The sequence below is a fragment of the Nonomuraea sp. NPDC050680 genome (assembly GCF_040654555.1).
GTDB lineage: Bacteria > Actinomycetota > Actinomycetes > Streptosporangiales > Streptosporangiaceae > Nonomuraea.
Map to the genome: position 1 here is coordinate 219910 of NZ_JBFAIF010000012.1, position 17615 is coordinate 237524.

Below are 17615 nucleotides of genomic sequence, written 5' to 3' on the forward strand. Positions count from 1 at the left end.
TCTATTTTCGAAGGGTGGACCCACGCAGGCACGTACCCCGTACTGATGCCGTACTCGCCGATCCACGGCTGGTCGCGGCGGGTGGGCGGCTGGGCCGGTCGGTCGTCAAGGACGCGGTGGCGCGGGCGCAGCAGCGGGCGCGCAGCGGTGAGATCGGTCCCGAGGAGGTCGCCGACGCGGCGGTGGCGGCGCTCCCGCCGCGGGCCGCGAGCCTGCGTGCGGTGATCAACGCGACCGGCGTGCTGGTCCACACCAACCTGGGGCGGGCGCCCCTGTCGCCCGCCGCGATCGAGGCGATGGCCGCCGCGGCCGGTGCCGCCGACGTGGAGTTCGACCTGGAGACCGGCACCCGGGCCCGGCGCGGGCGGGGCGCGCTGGACGCGCTCGCCAGGGCCGTGCCGGCCGCCGAGGACGTGCACGTCGTCAACAACAACGCCGCCGCGCTCGTCCTGGTGGCGACCGTGCTCGCCGCCGGTCGGGAGATCGTGATCAGCCGGGGTGAGCTCGTGGAGATCGGCGACGGGTTCCGCATCCCCGACCTGCTCGTCTCCACCGGGGCGCGGTTGCGCGAGGTCGGTACGACCAACCGCACCTCCTACCGCGACTACGCGGCGGCCGTGGGGCCGGAGACCGGATGCGTGCTCAAGGTGCACCCGTCGAACTTCCGGATCGAGGGCTTCACCGGCTCCGTCGACGTACGCGAACTGACCGGGCTCGGTGTGCCCGTCGTCGCCGACATCGGCTCGGGCCTGCTGGCGCGCGAGCCGCTGCTGCCCGAGGAGCCGGACGCGGCGACCGTACTCGCGGCCGGGGCGGACCTGGTGACGGCCAGCGGTGACAAGCTGCTCGGCGGGCCCCAGGCGGGTCTCCTCCTCGGCCGCCGTGACCTGGTCGAACGCTGCAGGCGGCACCCGCTCGCCCGCGCGCTGCGGGTCGACAAGCTGACGCTGGCCGCGCTGGAGGCCACGCTCCGGGGCCCTGTGGTGCCCGTCCGCCTGGCGCTGTACGCCGACCTGTCGGCGCTCGGCGACCGTGCCGCGGCCCTGGCCGGGCGGCTCGCCGACGCGGGAGTCGACGCGCGGGCGGTGCCGAGCCAGGCCGCCGTCGGGGGCGGCGGGGCGCCCGGGGTGAGGCTGGCGAGCGCCGCCGTCAGCCTGCCCGAACGGCTCGCCGCACCGCTGCGCGCTGGTGAGCCCCCGGTGGTCGGCCGGATCGAGGGCGGGCGGCTGCTGCTGGACCTGCGCACCGTTCCCGGTGATCGCGATGGTGACGTGCGACGCGCGATCCTCGGGGCGAGCGGCCTCGGGGTGAGTGACTCCAAGGCGAATGACCTCGGGTCCAGCGGCTTCGGGGCGAGCGGCTGATGTACGTCGTGGCCACGGCGGGTCACGTCGATCACGGCAAGTCCACGCTGGTGCGGGCGCTCACCGGGATGGAGCCCGACCGGCTGGAGGAGGAGCGGCGGCGGGGGCTGACGATCGAGCTGGGGTACGCGTGGACCACGCTGCCCTCGGGGCGGCGCCTCGCCTTTGTCGACGTACCGGGGCATGAGCGGTTTCTCAGCACGATGCTGGCGGGGGTGGGTCCGGTGCCGGCGGTGCTGTTCGTGGTGGCCGCGGATGAGGGCTGGATGCCGCAGTCCGAGGAGCACCTGGTGGCGCTGGAGGCGCTCGGCGTACGGCGCTGCCTGCTCGCGGTGACCCGAGCCGACCTCGCCGACCCCGCGCCGGCCCTCGACCAGGCGCGTGCTCGCCTGACTGCAGGGCTTGGTGTGGTCGAGGCGGTGGTGGTGAGCGGGCGGACCGGGCAGGGGCTCGATGAGCTGCGGGAGGCGCTGGACCGGCTGGTCGCCGCGCTGCCCGCGCCCGATCCGGAGGCGCCGGTCAGGCTGTGGATCGACCGGGCGTTCAGTGTGACGGGCAGCGGCACGGTCGTGACCGGGACCCTGCCCGAGGGTGCCATCTCGGTGGGTGACGAGCTGGCGCTGGACGGCGAGCCTGTACGGGTGCGGGCGCTGGAGTCCCTGAAGGAGCCGTTGTCCTCGGTGACCGGGGTGGCCAGGGTGGCGGTCAACCTGCGTGGCCCCGGCCTGCCCGAGCGCGGCCATGGTCTGCCCGAGCGTGGCCGGGCGCTGGTCACACCCGGCAGGTGGACGTACACGGGCCTGGTCGACGTCCGGATCACCCCGGTCGGGACCCTCCGGGACACCGGCTCCTGTCCCGAAGCGGCTGACGTTCCGGGAGGAAGCGGCGGTGATGTTCTGGTGAGTGGCCGGGGAAGGGAGGAGGAGAGGCGGCTGCCCCGGCTGCTGACCGCGCACATCGGGTCGGCGGCGGTGACGTGTGAGGTGCGGACACTCGGCGGGCGTGTCGTACGGCTGCGCCTGGCGCGCCCGCTCCCGCTCCACCTCGGAGACGTGCTGCTGCTGCGCGACCCCGGCCGCGACCGGGCCGAGGTGCGGGTGCTGGCGGCGGCGAGCGTGCTCGACGTGCGCCCGCCCGCGCTCGGCCGCCGGGGCGCGGCGCGGGCGCACGCCGCCCGGCTGGAGTCTGCCGCCCCGGACGCGGCCTGCGCCCTGCGCATCCACCGGCTGCTGCGCGCGGCCGACCTGAGCGCCATGATCGGCACATCCGGCCCGGACTCGGTCGGCTCCAGCACGGTCGCCACAGCTGGCGTGTCCCACCCGGACACGGCCGTCGAGGCCGGTGGCCTGGGCGGGGGGCCGGTCTGTGGGGACTGGTACGCCGATCCCGAGTACTGGGCCGAGCTGGGCGAGCGGCTGGCCGACACGGCGCGGCGATACGCCGTCGAGCACCCCCTGGAGTCCGGCATGCCGATCGAGGCGGCCCGCCACGCGCTCGGGCTGCCCGACCGGCAGCTGGTCGCCGCGCTGGTCCGGGCGCCGTTCGCGCTCGCCGAGGGGCGGATCGTGACCCGGTCCGCCGGGTTGCCCGAGCCGGTGGCACGGGCGGTCGAGCGGCTGAGAGGGGAGCTGGCGGCACACCCCTTCCAAGCGCCGGAGGCCGGGCGGCTGGCCGGGCTGGGGCTGGGTTCCCGGGAGCTGGCGGCGGCCGTACGGGCCGGGCGTCTGCTGCGCGTGAGCGAGGGGATCGTGCTGCTGCCCGGCGCGGACGCACGGGCGGCGGAGCTGCTGCGCCGCCTGCCGCAGCCCTTCACGGTCAGCCAGGCCAGGCGGGCCCTCGACACCAGCCGGCGGGTCGCGGTGCCGCTGCTCGAACACCTCGACCGGAGCGGGCTGACGCGGCGGGTGGACGAGGGTCATCGCCGCTGCCTCTAGCCACCCTGACCTGGGTCTCCTCTACAGGGCAGGTATATATTCGAATGTGGGATAAACCATCGTCATCGGGGGGTTGCGATGGTTGGAGATCTGCCGCGACGTCTTGTCGCGGAAGCCATCGGAACGATGTTGCTGGTCCTCTTCGGTGCCGGGTCCGTGGTGTCCGCGCTGGTCATGCAGAACGGCCGGCTCGACTACGCCGCACTGGGCATCATCTCGTTCTCGTTCGCCGTGGTGGTCGCGCTCGTCATCTACGCCTTCGGCAGTACGTCCGGCGCGCACATCAACCCGGCGGTCACCATCGCCCTGGCCGCGGGACGTAGGTTCCCGTGGTCGGAGGTGCCGTTCTACATCGTCGCCCAGCTCGTCGGCGCGTTCGCCGGCGGGCTGTTGATCGTGGGCGGATTCGGCCGGCGGGCGGTGGACAACGGCGTCGGGCTGACCGCGCTCGGTCCGGGCGTGAACTATGGGCAGGGCATCCTGATGGAGGCACTGGGGACGTTCCTGCTGCTGCTCACGATCATGGCGCTGGCGGTCGACCGGCGGGCGCCGAGCGGCTGGGCCGGTTGGATGATCGGGCTGGCCGTGGCGTGCGAGATCTTCGTGCTCGGCCCGCTGACGGGCGGCTCCGTCAACCCGGCCCGTACGTTCGGGCCGTACCTCACGACCAGTCTGTTCGGCGGTGATGCGCCATGGAGGCTGTTCGGCGTCTACATCGTCGGCCCGATCGTCGGCGCGGTGCTGGCCGTCGTGGTGTACGACCTGGTGGCGCGCCCGATGCGCGAGCTGCCCGTGACGGCCGAGCAGGGCACCGCCGGAGAGATCATCGGCGCGCGGGGACAGGATGCGCGAGAACAGGAGCTGCCCGAGGCCGCTCAGGGCGCCGCGGGTGACATCCCGTCGGCCCGGCACCCACACGACGACCGGATCCGTGACCGAGTGGGGCACATCGGCCGCCGCCGCTGGCGCCCTGGGCATGGGGGGTGATCCGTGACCACGTGAGCGAACGAACATCCGCCATCTATCGGGCAAGGGGGAGTCATGCCCGGCAATAGGGGAGTTTCGTACGAAGGACCAGGCAACGTCCAGGTACGCGAGACCGACTATCCCGAATTCGAGCTCAAGGACGGCCCGGGAGTGAACCCGGGCAACGTAGGGCGCAAACTACCGCACGCCGCCATCCTCAAAACGGTGGCGACGAACATCTGCGGCAGCGACCAGCACATGGTCCGCGGCCGCACCACGGCCCCGCCGGGCCTCATCCTCGGCCACGAGATCACCGGTGAGGTGATCGAAACCGGTTCCGACGTGGAGTTCATCAAAGTCGGGGACCTCGTGTCCGTACCGTTCAACATCGCCTGCGGCCGCTGCCGCAACTGCAAGGAGGGCAAGACAGGCGTCTGCGAGAACGTCAACCCCGACCGGCCCGGCTCGGCGTACGGCTACGTCGACATGGGCGGCTGGGTAGGCGGGCAGGCCGAGTACGTCCTGGTGCCGTACGCCGACTGGAACCTGCTCAAGTTCCCTGACAAGGAACGGGCCATGGAGAAGATCCTCGACCTGGCCATGCTCTCGGACATCTTCCCGACCGGGTTCCACGGCTGCGTGAGCGCTGGGGTGAAACCCGGGTCGACCGTGTACATCGCCGGCGCCGGCCCGGTCGGCCTGGCCGCGGCGACCTCGGCGTTCCTGCTCGGAGCCGCCGTGGTCATCGTCGCCGACCTGAACAAGGAGCGGCTGGACCAGGCCCACACCTTCGGCTGCGAGACGATCAACGTGGCCCTGGGTGAGCCGAAGGACCAGATCGAGCACATCCTGGGCGAGCCGGTCGTGGACTGCGCCGTCGACGCCGTCGGCTTCGAGGCCCGCGGCCACGGCGGGGACTCCGACGTGGAGCGTCCCGCCACCGTGCTCAACACGCTGATGGACATCACCCGGGCGGGTGGCGCGCTCGGCATTCCCGGCCTGTACGTCACCGGTGACCCCGGTGCGCAGGACGAGGCGGCCAAGCACGGTTCGCTGTCCATCAGGATCGGCCTCGGCTGGGCCAAGTCGCACTCCTTCGTCACCGGCCAGTGCCCGGTCATGAGGTACAACCGCCAGCTCATGATGGCGATCCTCAACGACCGGGTGCAGATCGCGAAGAACGTCAACGCGACGCCGATCTCGCTCGACGACGCGCCGCGGGGCTACCACGAGTTCGACGAGGGGGCCGCGCGCAAGTACGTGCTCGACCCGCACGGCATGCTCGCCAAGACGGCGTCCTGACGACGCGGTCTCCACTGCGAGCGGCGCGACACGCGCCGCTCGCAGCACATCCGACAGAACACGTGCCGCTCGCAGCACACCGGCATAACGCGTGCCGCTCGCGGCACGTCCGATCGATCACGATGAGGTCGTGGCCCGGACGAACAGCCGGCCGGCGAGGTCGACGCCCACGATCGTGCCGCTGTCGTCGCGGCTGAAGTAGCCGCGCTGCCCCTTCAGCCCGCCCTCGGTGAGGATGTACTCGTCGCCGTCGCCGGGCAGGAACCCGAAGGCGGCCGGCGCGTAGTCCGGGGGCATGTCGGCATCCGATGCCTGGCGGATCTCCGGCTTGATCCCGACCTCAAGGGTGAGCTGATGCCCGTCGGTGGCGATGTCGAGGTTCATGGCGTCGATCTCGTAGCGGCCGACGACCTGCCGCGCCCGCGCCTGGTCGTAGGGGATCGGCTCGGGGTCCCGGTCGACCACGCCGAGGTAGTTCTCCAATGCCCAGCGGACGACAGCCTGGTTGAAGGGGTAGCCGTCAGGGCCGGCGTTGGCCAGGGAGATGACGGCGAAGTCGTGTTCGGGCACGATGAGCAGCTCGGCGAACTGACCGTTGCCCGATCCGCCGTGCCCGATGGTGTGGACTCCGTCCACCTCACGCAGGAACCAGCAGATGCCGAAGGCGTCGCCGAGCGTGCTGGCCCGCAGTTCGACCGTCGGCTCCTGCATGCGGTGCAGCGCCTCGGCGGGCAGCACACCGTCACCGGTGCCGAGGTGGAACCGGGCCCAGCGCAGCAGGTCGCTCACCGAGGACACGCTGCCCCCGCCGGGGTAGTTGGCCCGCGAGCCGGCCCGCCACGACGTCCACGGCCGCGCGGCGCGCATCGTGCCGTCCTCACCGAGGTTGTGGCCCACGGCGAACCGCCGGATCATGACGTCATCATGATCGAAGAAGGTGTTCGACAGCCCGGCCGGCTCCAGGACCAGCGCGGCCACGGCCTTCTCGAAAGGTAGCCCGGTGATCTTCTCGATGACCCGCCCGGCCAGGTTGTAACCGGCCTGGCTGTAGGAGGCCCGGGCGCCGGGCGGCGCGATCAAGGTCAGCTCGTCCAGCTTCGCCACGAACGCGGCCAGGGAACCGTCGCTCTCATCGGTGTCGATCAGGTTCCAGTCCAGCCCGGCGGTGTGGTTGAGCAGGTTCAGCACGGTGATCTGCGCGGCGGCGGCCTCGTCGGCGAGCCTGAGCTCGGGTACGTAACGCCGCACCGGCGCGTCCAGCTCCACCTTGCCTTCCGCCACCAGGCGCATCAGCGCGGTCGCGGTGAAGCTCTTGGTCACCGAGGCCAAGGGGAACAGCGTCTTGTCATTGACCGGCAGCGGGTTGTCGAGGCTCGTCACCCCATGAGAGGCGACGAACTCCTGGCCGCCGGCCAGCACCCCCACGGCGACACCGGGAATGCCGAACTCCTTGGCCGTCATCTCGACGAACTCGGACAGCTTCTCCTGCGACATCGTGGATCTCCTCTTCTCCCGACCGTTCACGTCGAGATCTCGTACGTTCTGGCGTGCGGGTAGGACGATGGCCGCCGCCGCTGACACGGGCCTGACAGCGCCGTGATACGCCGCTCTCAGTCCCAGATGAGTGGGGGCGTTCATGAAATAGTTGACACGACATACATGTCGTGTAATGTAATTCCCATGAGACACGAGATGGTCGACACGATCAAGCGGGTATCGGTGGTCAGCACCGGGGCGGTGTCCATCCACCCGGAGCACGTGGCCGCGACCCGCAAACCGATGTACTGGTGGCTGTTCACCTCGCGCCGGTGGACCCCGCCGCTGCCGATCAACGTCTATGTGATCGAGCATGAGCGTGGGCTGGTGCTGTTCGACGCGGGCCAGGATCGGGCGTCGGTGACCGACGCCGGCTACTTCCCCGGCGGCATCACGGGAGTGATGTACGACCGGCTGGCCCGTTTCGACATCGGCCCCGCCGACACCCTCACCGCCCAGCTGGCTGCCGGCGGCTACGACATCGCGGACGTGCACACGGTGGTGATCTCCCACCTGCATCAGGACCATATCGGGGGATTGCGGGAGCTGACCGGCGCCGAGATCGTGGTCAGCGGCACGGAATGGCGGACGCTCGATGGAGCCCTGCCCGAACTGCGGGGGCTCCTGCGGTCCCACATCGACCTCCCCGGGCTGCGCTGGCGGCACATCGAGTTCGGTGCCGTCCAGGATCCCGGGCTCGCGCCCTTCACGACCGGCCACGACCTGTTCGGGGACGGCAGCCTCGTGCTGCTGCCCAGCCCCGGCCACACTCCCGGATCGCTGTCGCTGCTGGTCCGTGGCCAGGGGCACCCGCCGCTGCTCATGGTCGGCGACCTGACCTACGACGCCCATCTGCTGCACGAGGGCCATGTGCCGGGCGTAGGAGACAGGCGGCAGCTGGACGACACCACCAAGGCGATCAACACGCTGCGGGAGAAGAACCCGGGCCTGGTGATCCTGCCGGCCCACGATCCGGGAGCGGCCGCCCGGCTGGCGTCCGTGACGGCGGCTCTCGCCAAGACCGGCCGGCGCTCGTGACGGCGACTCTCACCCAGACTCGTGACGGCAGCTCTTGCCAGGACACGACAGGCTGACTCACATGCGAACCGCTGAAGAACTCCGCTATCTGATCCTGGCCGCGCAGCGTGAAGGCAACAGGCTGCTCGGCCAGGCGCTCAAGCCGCTCGGAGTCACTCCCTCCCAGGCCGAGGTGCTCCGCATCCTCGCGGATCGCCCGCCCCTTACTCTCAACGGGCTCGGCGACCTGCTGGTCTGCGAGAGTGGCAACAGTCCCAGCCGTCTGGTCGACCGGCTCGCCACGATGGGCCTCGTCGACCGTCAGGTGTCCGCGCACGACCGCCGCCACATCGAGCTGTCCCTCACCGAAGAGGGCAGGCGCCTCGCCCGGCAGATCACCACGATCGAAGATGACCTCTACCGATCCATCGACGCCGCCGCCGAAGGGCGCGACCTCGACCAGGTCACCGCTTTCCTCCGCGCGTTCGTCGCCGATCTGCCGGCAGGCCGGGCCCTGGCTCGCCGGATCGCCGACAAGAAAGGCAAACCGGGCGGCATCTAACCTTTTGCCCGCTTTGGCATGCAATGCGATGATCGGAGGCGTCGACTGCTGAGCGGATGGGTGGAAGCATGACAGGTCATCATCGTCGGAAGGCTCTGGTGGTACGGGGCGGCTGGGAAGGGCACGCCCCGGTCGCGGCCACCGAGCTCTTTGTCCCCTACCTGGAGAAGCAGGGGTTCGAGGTGAGCCGGGCGGACTCCCCGGCGCCGTACGCGGACTCCGCGTTCATGGCCGGGGTCGATCTCATCGTGCAGTGCTACACGATGGGCACGATCGAGCCGGCCGAGCTCAACGGCCTGCGGGCCGCGATCGAGTCGGGCACGGGGATGGCGGGCTGGCACGGTGGCATCGCCGACTCCTACCGCAACTCCTCCGACTATCTGCACCTGATCGGCGGGCAGTTCGCCTGCCATCCGGGTAAGGAGCCGGCCGAGCGGCAGGGCTCGGCGGCGGACAACTTCGTGCCGTACACCGTGAACATGCTGCCCGAAGCCGCCGATCACCCCATCACCGAGGGCATCGCGGACTTCGGCCTCGTCACCGAGCAGTACTGGGTGCTGACGGACGACTACATCGACGTGCTCGCGACCACGACGCAGCAGGTCCGCCCCTGGGACCCCTGGCACCGGGAGGTCACCTCGCCGGCGATCTGGACCAGGCGGTGGGGGAGTGGGCGGATCTTCGTCGCGACCCCGGGGCACAGCCTCGACGTCCTGGAGGACGAGAACGTGCGCACCATCATTGAGAGGGGCATGCTGTGGGCCAGCCGGTGAACGTGGGCGTCGTCGGGTGCGGCGCCATCTCGGCGCAGTATTTCCAGACCATCGACCGGCTGCCGGAGTTGCGGCTCGTCGCGGTGGCCGATCTGGACCTTGACCGGGCGCGGGAGGCGGTGCGGCCCTATGCGGGCGTCGACGTGCTGAGCGTGGCGGAGTTGCTGGCGGACGCGCGCATCGACATCGTGCTCAACCTCACCATCCCGGCCGCCCACGCCGAGATCGCGCTTCAGGCCATAGCGGCGGGCAAGGACGTCTATTGCGAGAAGCCCCTCGCCGCGACCGCCGAGGAGGCCGCCGGGATGCTGCGCGCGGCCGGCGCCGCTCAGGTGCGCGTGGGATGCGCGCCGGACACCGTGTTAGGCACGGGTACGCAGACGGCGCGCAAGGCGATCGACGACGGCCTGATCGGCAGGCCCATCGCGGCGACCGCGACGATGATGACGCCCGGTCACGAACGCTGGCATCCGAACCCCGACTTCTACTACGTCCCCGGCGGCGGCCCGCTCCTGGACATGGGGCCCTACTACGTGACCAGCCTGGTGACCCTGCTCGGCCCGGTGGCGTCGGTCGTCGGCGCGGCCAGCCGTACGCGGGCCAAGCGCACGATCGGCTCCGGACCCCGCCAGGGCGAGGAGATCCCGGTGACGGTGGACACGCACGTCACCGGGGTGCTCGTCCACACCTCGGGAGCGCTGTCCACGCTGGTGATGAGCTTCGACGGGGCGGCGACCAAAGCGCCCAACATCGAGGTGCACGGCGAGACGGGCTCGCTCGTCGTGCCCGACCCGAACTACTTCGACGGATCCGTCCTGGTGTCAGGTGTCGGTGAGGGCGACTGGCGGACTCTTCCCGTGGCGGCCGGCTACGTCGAGGCCGGGCGCGGGGTGGGCCTGGCCGACTTCGCCTCGACACCGGTGGGCGAGGAGCCTCGTACGAGCGGATCGCTGGCCTTCCATGTGCTCGACGTCATGGAGTCGCTGCTGGCCTCGGCGCACTCCGGCGCGGCGGTGACCATCACGAGCACCTGCGAACGCCCTCCGCCGGTGAATCTGACTCAGCCCGTCGACCAGAGGTAAATGTCCGTTTTGCTCGAACTTCTTGGCGGAAATTAAGCAAGATCTGCTTCTGCATTGCCCGGGATTTCGCTTCATCGTTAGACCGTCAGGTGAACCTTGCCATGACACATTTACCCCCCGGGCAAGAGAAGCAGGTCCTCATGGTCAGACGATCACTCGCCACGTTAGCCGCCGTCGTCACCTCCCTGATCGCCGTCCTCGCGTTCGCGCTACCAGCCCATGCGGTGACTCTGGAGCAGAAACTCGCCGCGCTCTCCGGATTCACCCAGCCCACCGCCGCCAGCACCGCCTCCTGGCGCGCCGCCTGGCAGAACCAGGCGGCGTGGGCCGACTACGCCTTCGACTGGTCCACCGACCTGTGCTCCAGCAGCCCCGATCAGCCTCTCGGTTTCGATTTCCGGATGCCGTGCCGGCGACACGATTTCGGCTACCGAAACTACAAGGCCGTAAGCCAATTCCCGGCCAACAAGGACCGTATCGACAGCGCCTTCTATTTCGATATGAAGCAGGTGTGCGCCGGATACTCGGGAATCTCCAAGTCCACCTGTGACGGCCTGGCCTGGACGTATTACCAGGCGGTCCGGCAGTTGGGCGACCTCGTCGTCACCGACGACCAGATCCAGCAGGTCAAGCGGGACGCCGAACTGAAGGCCCAGAACGCCTGAACCAGCGGAGGCGGAGACGGAGGATGCTGTCGGCTCAGTCGCCGAACGTCGCATCCTTCGTCTCCACCACCGCGGCAGTGCGGCCGGGCGCCGTGTGGTAGCGCCAATAGAGGTTGGTGTGCGCGATGACCTTGTCCGGCGGCGGAGCGCCCCACTCGCTCTGGTCCTCCGTCGTGTGCGCGTCACCGACGAGCGTCACGTCGTAGCCACGCACGAAGGCGCCATGAATCGTGGACCGGATGCATTCGTCCGTCTGCGCGCCGGCCACCACCAGGCGGCCGATTCCGGCCCCGGCCAGCACCTCCTCCAGGTCGGTGTCCTCGAAGGAGTCGGCGAACGTCTTGTGCACCAGCGGCTCCGCCTCACGGCGGACCAGCTCCGGGACGTATTGCCAGGCGTCGCTCTCCTTCACCACCTGCTCGCTGGAGTGCTGGACCCAGACGATCGGGACGCCCTCTTCGCGAGCCCGGTCGACCAGCGTGCTGATGTTGGCGACGACCTCATCACGCTGGTGGTTGCCCGCCACGATGCCGTTCTGGACGTCGATCACCAGCAAGGCGGTGTTGGGTCGATCTGACAGCGTGGTCACGATGATCTCCTCGGTTCGGTCGGCCGGACATGCCACTACGGCCAGGCTAGGCCGCCCCACCGACAATCCACCGACCTCACCGGGGCGAGGCTTCCCGGATGGTCAGGAGCCAGCTCTCGAAATCCGAGACGGCGTCGTCCATCGTCCGCTGAATCACCTCTTTGACCGCGGTCCTGGCCAGCCTGTGACGTAGCGCGGCGTCGTCGAGCAGCCGGACGATGCCCTCGGCCAGCGCCTCCGGATCTCGCGGCGGGCAGAGCAGCGCCGTGCGATCGTGCTCCGCGTAGCTGTCCATACCGTGGTTCCGCGTCGAGACGAGCGCGGCCCCACAGGCCATGGCCTCGGCGCCGGGAAAGCCGAATCCCTCGTACTCCGACGGCACGGCGAACACGGCCGAGCGGTTGTAGAGGCCGCGCAGCCGGGCGTCGCTCGGCCCCGGATGGTGCTCGATCCAGAAGGGCAGCCGGTCGGCGTCGTACGCGCCATAGCACCACGCCCGCACCACTCCGGGGCGTGCCTCCCGCGCCAGCTCCAACGCGGTGATCGCGTCGCCGGTACGTTTCGACCATTCGCGGCGAGCGGGAAACCCGACCAGGACCCGCTCCGCCGAGTCGATGGGGGTCCGCAGGAAGAAGGTCGAGCTGTCGACGGCGCATTCCACCAGAGCGCACGGCGCGCCGGAAACGCTCTCGACGATGGACCGTAACCGCCGCGCGCCCACGGCGATGGGCCAGCCGGTACGCATGGCCGCTTCCATCGCCTCCCGCGCCGCTCCGTCGGGACGCAAATAGCTTTCGTAGTCCTGCAAGAACAATGCCTTAAGGCCCAGACACGCGGGAAGGGCGGCCACAAGCGGCACGACCTGCCAGGTCGTCGCCAGTACGACGTCGAAGGGATCATGCCGCCCGGAAAGCGTATGAAGAAAGTCGGCCGGATCGGATACCAAAACGCTGCGCGTCCGCGGCCCGGCGGAGAACCACGGGTGCGGATGGGCTTCCGCCGGCATTGTCGGCGCAACCGCCCTGGTCGGCGGCCCGAGAGGGTGACGTACGGGCCGCCGCGGGTGGACAAGCAGAATGTCATGCCCCCTTTCCCCCAGACGGGAGGCATAGGAGTAGACCGTCTTGAGCGCGCCGATAGGCGCGGATGAGGCCCTGGCCATGATGAATGCCACGCGCACGGTCATCGCCTCCCAGTAAGCGATTCCATAGATGAGCTTCTTGCGCGGGCTGGTATTCGGGAACCTCGACTGCAGCCCTGCCCCTGTCGCTAGAGCGCCTTCTTCACTAGATACGAAGCCTGACAGGAAATCAATGACGCCAGTTGGGCTTTTCTGGTGAAATATCCCGATGGAACGGATGCGGCAGCTGGTAGGCGGGATGCTCATCTACTGTTTCGTGGTGGTCCTGCTCACCGGCGGCTTCCTGGCCTTCTTCTACACGCCCGGCAGCCAGACGGTGTTCTACGACGGCAGCTATGCGCCGCTACGAGGCGTCATGATGAGCGAAGCCTACGAGTCCTCTCTGCGGATCACCCTGGAGGTGCGCGGGGGTGTGCTCATGCGGCAACTGCACCACGAGTCCTCAGTCCTGCTCGTCCTGGGCGCCGCCGTCTGGGTCCTGCTCGGCCGGCTCCGGTACCCGCTCGCGCTGCTGGGTCTCGGCCTGGTCCTGCTCGGTGCCCTCGCCGGCTACGGATCCGTCGACGACCTGCTGGCCGGTACCGTCCTGGGGAGCATCCCCACCCCCTTGTGGTACGGCCTTCACCTGGTGACGGCCCTGCTCATGGGCGCCACGCTCGCGATCTCCTCGTACAGGCAGGCCGTGCGCGAACAGTAGGTAACCATCGTGTTGCTGCTTGCCGACATGTGTTGTTTGGAGGTCACGCGAGATATGTGATGAGATCACTGCGCACTTAACGATCTCCTCACCCAAGGGGTCAAATGGCAACGAACCTCCCCTCCTTCCCCGCCGTGGACGAGAACCCGCTCGACACCTGCATCCGGTTTCGGGAGATCGCTCCCGTGGTGGAGGTGGAATTCCCAGGGGGCGTGCCCGCCTACCTGGCCCTGACCGACAAGGCCGTACGGGAGATCCTCGCCGGGGACAACAAGACCTTCCTCAGAGATCCCAAGCACTGGCCCGCCCTGCACGACGGATCGATCCCCGAGGACTGGCCGCTGCGCGCCATCATCCAGGGCGGTCACCTGTCCACCATGGACGGCGGCGACCACCGGCGGCTGCGCGGGCTGATCACCAGCGCCTTCACCCCGGCCCGCGTACAGGCCATGGAGGGGCGGATCCAGCAGATGGTCGATGAGTTACTGGATGAGGTGGTGGCCGCCGGTGACGGCGTGGACCTGGTCCCCGCCTTCACCGAGGCCCTGCCGATGTGGGTGATCTGCGAGCTGTTCGGCGTGGCGCCCGAGGACCGGCTGCGGCTGCGGAACTGGACCTCCACGCTGCTGGCGCACACCACACCGCCGGAGGTGGCGTTCGCGACGCAGAACGACCTTCAGGCCTTCCTGCACGACCTGGTGGAGCGCAAGCGGCGCGAACCGGGTGACGACCTCACCTCCGGCCTGGTCCAGGTGCACGACGCGGGTGACAAGCTCACCACCGACGAACTGGTCGGCGTGCTGTGGATCATGCTCGTCGCCGGTCACGAGACCACCGTGCACCTGCTCGGGTACGCCATCGTGGCGCTGGCCCAGAACCCCGACCAGCTCGCCCTGGCCAAGGCCGAGGACCGGTGGGCCGACGTGGTCGAGGAGACCGTGCGCTACCGCCACTCGGTGATGATGACCAGCTTCCGCTTCACGGCGGAGGACGTGACCATCGCCGGGGTGCCCATCCCCAAGGGCAACGCGGTGGGCGTGGTCTTCCAGGCCACCGGCGTCGACCCGGCGGAGCACGGCCCGAGCGCGAACCAGTTCGACATCACCCGCGAGTCGACCGGGAGCCTCGGCTTCGGCCACGGTCCGCGCTTCTGCATCGGGGCGGGGCTGGCCCGGCTGGAGAGCCGGGTGGCGCTCGAGACGCTGTACCGGCGCTTCCCGGACCTCAGCCTCGCGATCGACCCCGACGACATCCCCTACTCCCCGTCGTTCTTCACGATCGGCCCGCTGTTCCTGCCGGTCAACCTCGGTGTGACCCAGCCCTGACGTACCGGTGTCCGGCCCGGCAGCCCACGGTTGCCGGGCCGGATCGCGGGCCTGGGCGGACAAACGTAGATCATGTAGGGTGAGCCCGGCGTATCCTCCGACGGCTGGAGCCCGCTGTGCCGCACATGTCTCGTCGCCAGGTTCTCTCCCTGCTCCCCGCCGCCGGTCTGCTCACCGTAGCCTCCCCTTCGTACGCCGCCGCGGGGATCGATCACGCGCGGCTGCTCGCCAACACCGTGGCGATGTTCGCGGGGACCCCGGACGTCAACGCCCGGCCCGAGGTGGCCGCCAAGCTCGCGTCGATCCTCAACACCGCCAGGCAGCGGCTGACGGCCATGGACAAGGCGGCCGACGGCGAGCTGTTCGCCGGTCTGAGCCTCGGCACCGACGACGCCAACCTGCGACTGGCCTTCCAGTACCTGTACGAGATCGCGTTGGCGACCCGCACGCCCGGCGGCGGGCTCAACGAGGACGCCGCCGCCCAGCGGCGGGTCATCGACGGTCTGCGGTGGCTGCACGAGCGCTACTACGGCGACCAGTCGAAGGGCTACTACGGCAACTGGTTCAACTGGGAGATCGGGATCTCCATCCAGGTGAGCAGGACGCTGGTCCTGCTGGCCGACCGGGTGCGGGAGGAACGACCCGACCTGACGGCGACCTACATCGCCTCGATGGACGCCTACCTGCGCAACGGCAAGCAGGGCGACGTCGACCTCGACTCACGCTTCCACACCGGGGCGAACCTGGCCGACATCACCGCCAACCGCATTCTGCAGGGCGCGCTCACCGGCGACGACGCCCGGGTCGGCAAGGCCATCACCGACCTGGCCACCGTCTTCGCCACGGTCGACCCCTACAACCTCCAGCACGGGGTCACCGACGGCTACTACCGCGACGGCTCCTTCATCCAGCACGACTCGGTCGCCTACACCGGCTCCTACGGGCGCAGCCTGCTGACCCGGGTGGTCCAGACCCTCAAGACGCTTGAGGGCGCGGCGAGCGGCGGCGTCCCCGACCTGCCCGGCGTGGTGTACCGCTGGATCAATGACGGCTTCGCCCCGCTGATCTTCGAGGGGTGGCTGATGGAGATCGTCAAGGGGCGGGCGGTCTCGCGCACCGGCACCGGCTACGCCGACGTCGGGGTGATCGTGGAGGCCATCGCCGACCTGGCCGACCACGTCACCGCCGCCGACGCGCTCGCGCTGAAGAAGTACGTCAAGTTCCTGCCGGCCGCCGACACGGCCGCCTTCGCCTCCCCGGTCAGCATCGCCCGCTACGCGGCCATCCGCGCCGACGCCGCCATCCCGGCCGCCGACCTGAACGCGCCCGAGCGCTGCGTGGCGTTCAACGCCATGGACAGGACCGTCCACCGGCGCCCCGGCTACGCCTTCGCGCTGGCGCGCAGCTCCGACCGGATCAGCAAGTACGAGTACATGAGCGGCGAGAACCTCATGCCCTGGTTCCAGGGCGACGGCGCGCACTACCTCTACCTCGCGGGCGAGGACCAGCGCGAGGCCTTCGGCGTCGACTACTACACGGCCGTCTCGCCGTACCGGCTGGCCGGGATCACCGCGCCGGTGGAGGATCGGCGGACGGTGCCCGAGTTGTACGGCCGGCTCTGGTACGAGAATCCGGGCCATCCGCTGAACTTCACCTCCTCCTCGGAGTCCCAGAACACCTACGTGTACTTCCCGCGCGCCGAGAACGCCTTCTCCGGCGGCGCGACGCTCGGCGCGTACGGCGTGACCGGCATGGTCCAGTCCGACGACGCCGCCTACACCGCCAAGCAGGCCGGCATCCTGCCCGACGACTTCGTCGCCTACCAGAACGCCCGCGCGACCAAGTCCTGGTTCCTGCTCGACGACGAGATCGTGGTGCTGGCCGCGGGCATCTCCGGTCAGGGCGGTCGCGCGGCGGTGACCACCGTGGACAGCCGCATCGCCGCCCCCGGCGACGCGGTCGCGCTCACCGGCGAGGGCTGGACCGGCCGCCCCTGGCAGACGGGCGGCACCACGCCGCCGCGCTGGTTGCGCTACGCCAACGGCACCCGTCGTACGGCGGTCGGCTACGCCTTCCTCACCCGTCAGCCCGTCGCGGCCGGGTTGGAGACGGTGACCCGCAACCGCAGGGTCGTGCGCGCGACCAACCCCGACACCAACGTGACCAAGAACGTCTTCACCGCCACGGTCACCCACCCCGCCACCGGCGGCGTCACCGCCCTCGCCTACGCCCTGGTCCCGAACGCGACGGAGGCCCGCCTGCACGGCTACGCGAACGGCCCGCTGACCGTCCTGGCCAACGACCGGCACGTGCAGGCGATCAAGCACAAGACCCTCGGCCTCGTCGCCGCCAACGTCTTCACCGACGGGCCGCGCCACGCCGAGCACCTGCTCATCGACGGTCCCGCCTCGGTCATCGTCCGGTCCGGCAAGCGCACGGTCGTCGCCCTGTCCGACCCCACGATGAAACGCGACCGCGTCACCGTCGTCCTGGCCGGCGCGCCCCTCAGGCTGGACACGGCCGACGAAGGGGTGACGGTACGGCGGGTGCCGGGCGGCACCCTGATCCAGGCGTCGACCCGCCACGCCCACGGCCGCACCTTCACCGCCACCCTGCGCTGAGCTCGCCCTCACTTCCTCGCGGAGTCGCGCGGTGAACCAAC

Annotated in this window: 15 protein-coding genes; 12 read left to right on the forward strand and 3 right to left on the reverse strand. The window is 70.0% G+C overall.

Annotated elements, in window-relative coordinates:
- Positions 1-14 precede the first annotated feature (14 nt).
- The 4 genes from selA to fdhA all read left to right on the forward strand — a co-directional run bounded on the left by selA (position 15) and on the right by fdhA (position 5566).
- Positions 15-1364 carry an L-seryl-tRNA(Sec) selenium transferase gene (gene selA / locus AB0H88_RS33495; RefSeq protein WP_357651558.1) on the forward strand — a complete coding sequence of 450 codons (1350 nt, stop codon included), beginning with the start codon at positions 15-17 and terminating at the stop codon, positions 1362-1364.
- Complete coding sequence (locus AB0H88_RS33500) at positions 1364-3298, forward strand: SelB C-terminal domain-containing protein (RefSeq protein WP_357651560.1); 1935 nt, start codon at positions 1364-1366, stop codon at positions 3296-3298. The genes selA and AB0H88_RS33500 overlap by 1 nt, the downstream gene beginning before the upstream one ends.
- 78 nt (positions 3299-3376) lie before the next feature.
- Positions 3377-4285, forward strand: a complete 909-nt coding sequence (locus tag AB0H88_RS33505; RefSeq protein ID WP_357651562.1) for an MIP/aquaporin family protein — start codon at positions 3377-3379, stop codon at positions 4283-4285.
- Positions 4286-4339: 54 nt separating this feature from the next.
- Positions 4340-5566 (forward strand): formaldehyde dehydrogenase, glutathione-independent, encoded by a 1227-nt coding sequence (gene fdhA, locus AB0H88_RS33510; RefSeq protein ID WP_357651564.1) that lies wholly within the window; start codon positions 4340-4342, stop codon positions 5564-5566.
- A gap of 117 nt (positions 5567-5683) precedes the next feature.
- Here fdhA and AB0H88_RS33515 read toward each other — a convergent pair whose 3' ends face one another.
- Positions 5684-7060, reverse strand: a complete 1377-nt coding sequence (locus AB0H88_RS33515) for a serine hydrolase domain-containing protein (protein WP_357651566.1) — start codon at positions 7058-7060, stop codon at positions 5684-5686.
- Positions 7061-7246: 186 nt separating this feature from the next.
- Here AB0H88_RS33515 and AB0H88_RS33520 point away from each other — a divergent pair, with 186 nt between their 5' ends.
- The 5 genes from AB0H88_RS33520 to AB0H88_RS33540 all read left to right on the forward strand — a co-directional run bounded on the left by AB0H88_RS33520 (position 7247) and on the right by AB0H88_RS33540 (position 11201).
- Positions 7247-8140, forward strand: coding sequence for an N-acyl homoserine lactonase family protein (locus AB0H88_RS33520; RefSeq protein WP_357651568.1), 894 nt, complete (start codon positions 7247-7249; stop codon positions 8138-8140).
- A 61-nt stretch (positions 8141-8201) separates the two neighbouring features.
- Positions 8202-8681, forward strand: a complete 480-nt coding sequence (locus AB0H88_RS33525) for a MarR family transcriptional regulator (RefSeq protein ID WP_357651570.1) — start codon at positions 8202-8204, stop codon at positions 8679-8681.
- 68 nt (positions 8682-8749) lie between these two features.
- Positions 8750-9454 (forward strand): ThuA domain-containing protein, encoded by a 705-nt coding sequence (locus AB0H88_RS33530; RefSeq protein ID WP_357651572.1) that lies wholly within the window; start codon positions 8750-8752, stop codon positions 9452-9454.
- On the forward strand, positions 9439-10536 hold the full coding sequence (locus AB0H88_RS33535) for a Gfo/Idh/MocA family oxidoreductase (protein WP_357651574.1): 1098 nt from the start codon (positions 9439-9441) through the stop codon (positions 10534-10536). Before AB0H88_RS33530 ends, AB0H88_RS33535 begins: the two co-directional genes overlap by 16 nt.
- A gap of 140 nt (positions 10537-10676) precedes the next feature.
- Complete coding sequence (locus tag AB0H88_RS33540; protein ID WP_357651576.1) at positions 10677-11201, forward strand: phospholipase; 525 nt, start codon at positions 10677-10679, stop codon at positions 11199-11201.
- Positions 11202-11235: 34 nt separating this feature from the next.
- Here the strand turns inward: AB0H88_RS33540 and AB0H88_RS33545 are convergent, their stop codons facing one another.
- Both AB0H88_RS33545 and AB0H88_RS33550 read right to left on the reverse strand, forming a co-directional pair.
- The gene (locus AB0H88_RS33545; RefSeq protein WP_357651578.1) at positions 11236-11790 is read right to left on the reverse strand and encodes a cysteine hydrolase family protein; all 555 of its coding nucleotides are present in this window, start codon (positions 11788-11790) and stop codon (positions 11236-11238) included.
- 76 nt (positions 11791-11866) lie between these two features.
- Positions 11867-12976, reverse strand: a complete 1110-nt coding sequence (locus AB0H88_RS33550; protein WP_357651580.1) for a glycosyltransferase family 4 protein — start codon at positions 12974-12976, stop codon at positions 11867-11869.
- A gap of 172 nt (positions 12977-13148) precedes the next feature.
- Between AB0H88_RS33550 and AB0H88_RS33555 the strand changes: the two genes are divergently transcribed.
- From AB0H88_RS33555 to AB0H88_RS33565, 3 genes are all read left to right on the forward strand, one after another.
- Complete coding sequence (locus AB0H88_RS33555; protein ID WP_357651582.1) at positions 13149-13628, forward strand: hypothetical protein; 480 nt, start codon at positions 13149-13151, stop codon at positions 13626-13628.
- 104 nt (positions 13629-13732) lie between these two features.
- Positions 13733-14953 carry a cytochrome P450 gene (locus AB0H88_RS33560; RefSeq protein WP_357651584.1) on the forward strand — a complete coding sequence of 407 codons (1221 nt, stop codon included), beginning with the start codon at positions 13733-13735 and terminating at the stop codon, positions 14951-14953.
- A 125-nt stretch (positions 14954-15078) separates the two neighbouring features.
- Positions 15079-17574, forward strand: coding sequence for a polysaccharide lyase family 8 super-sandwich domain-containing protein (locus AB0H88_RS33565; RefSeq protein WP_357651586.1), 2496 nt, complete (start codon positions 15079-15081; stop codon positions 17572-17574).
- Positions 17575-17615: the final 41 nt, after the last annotated feature.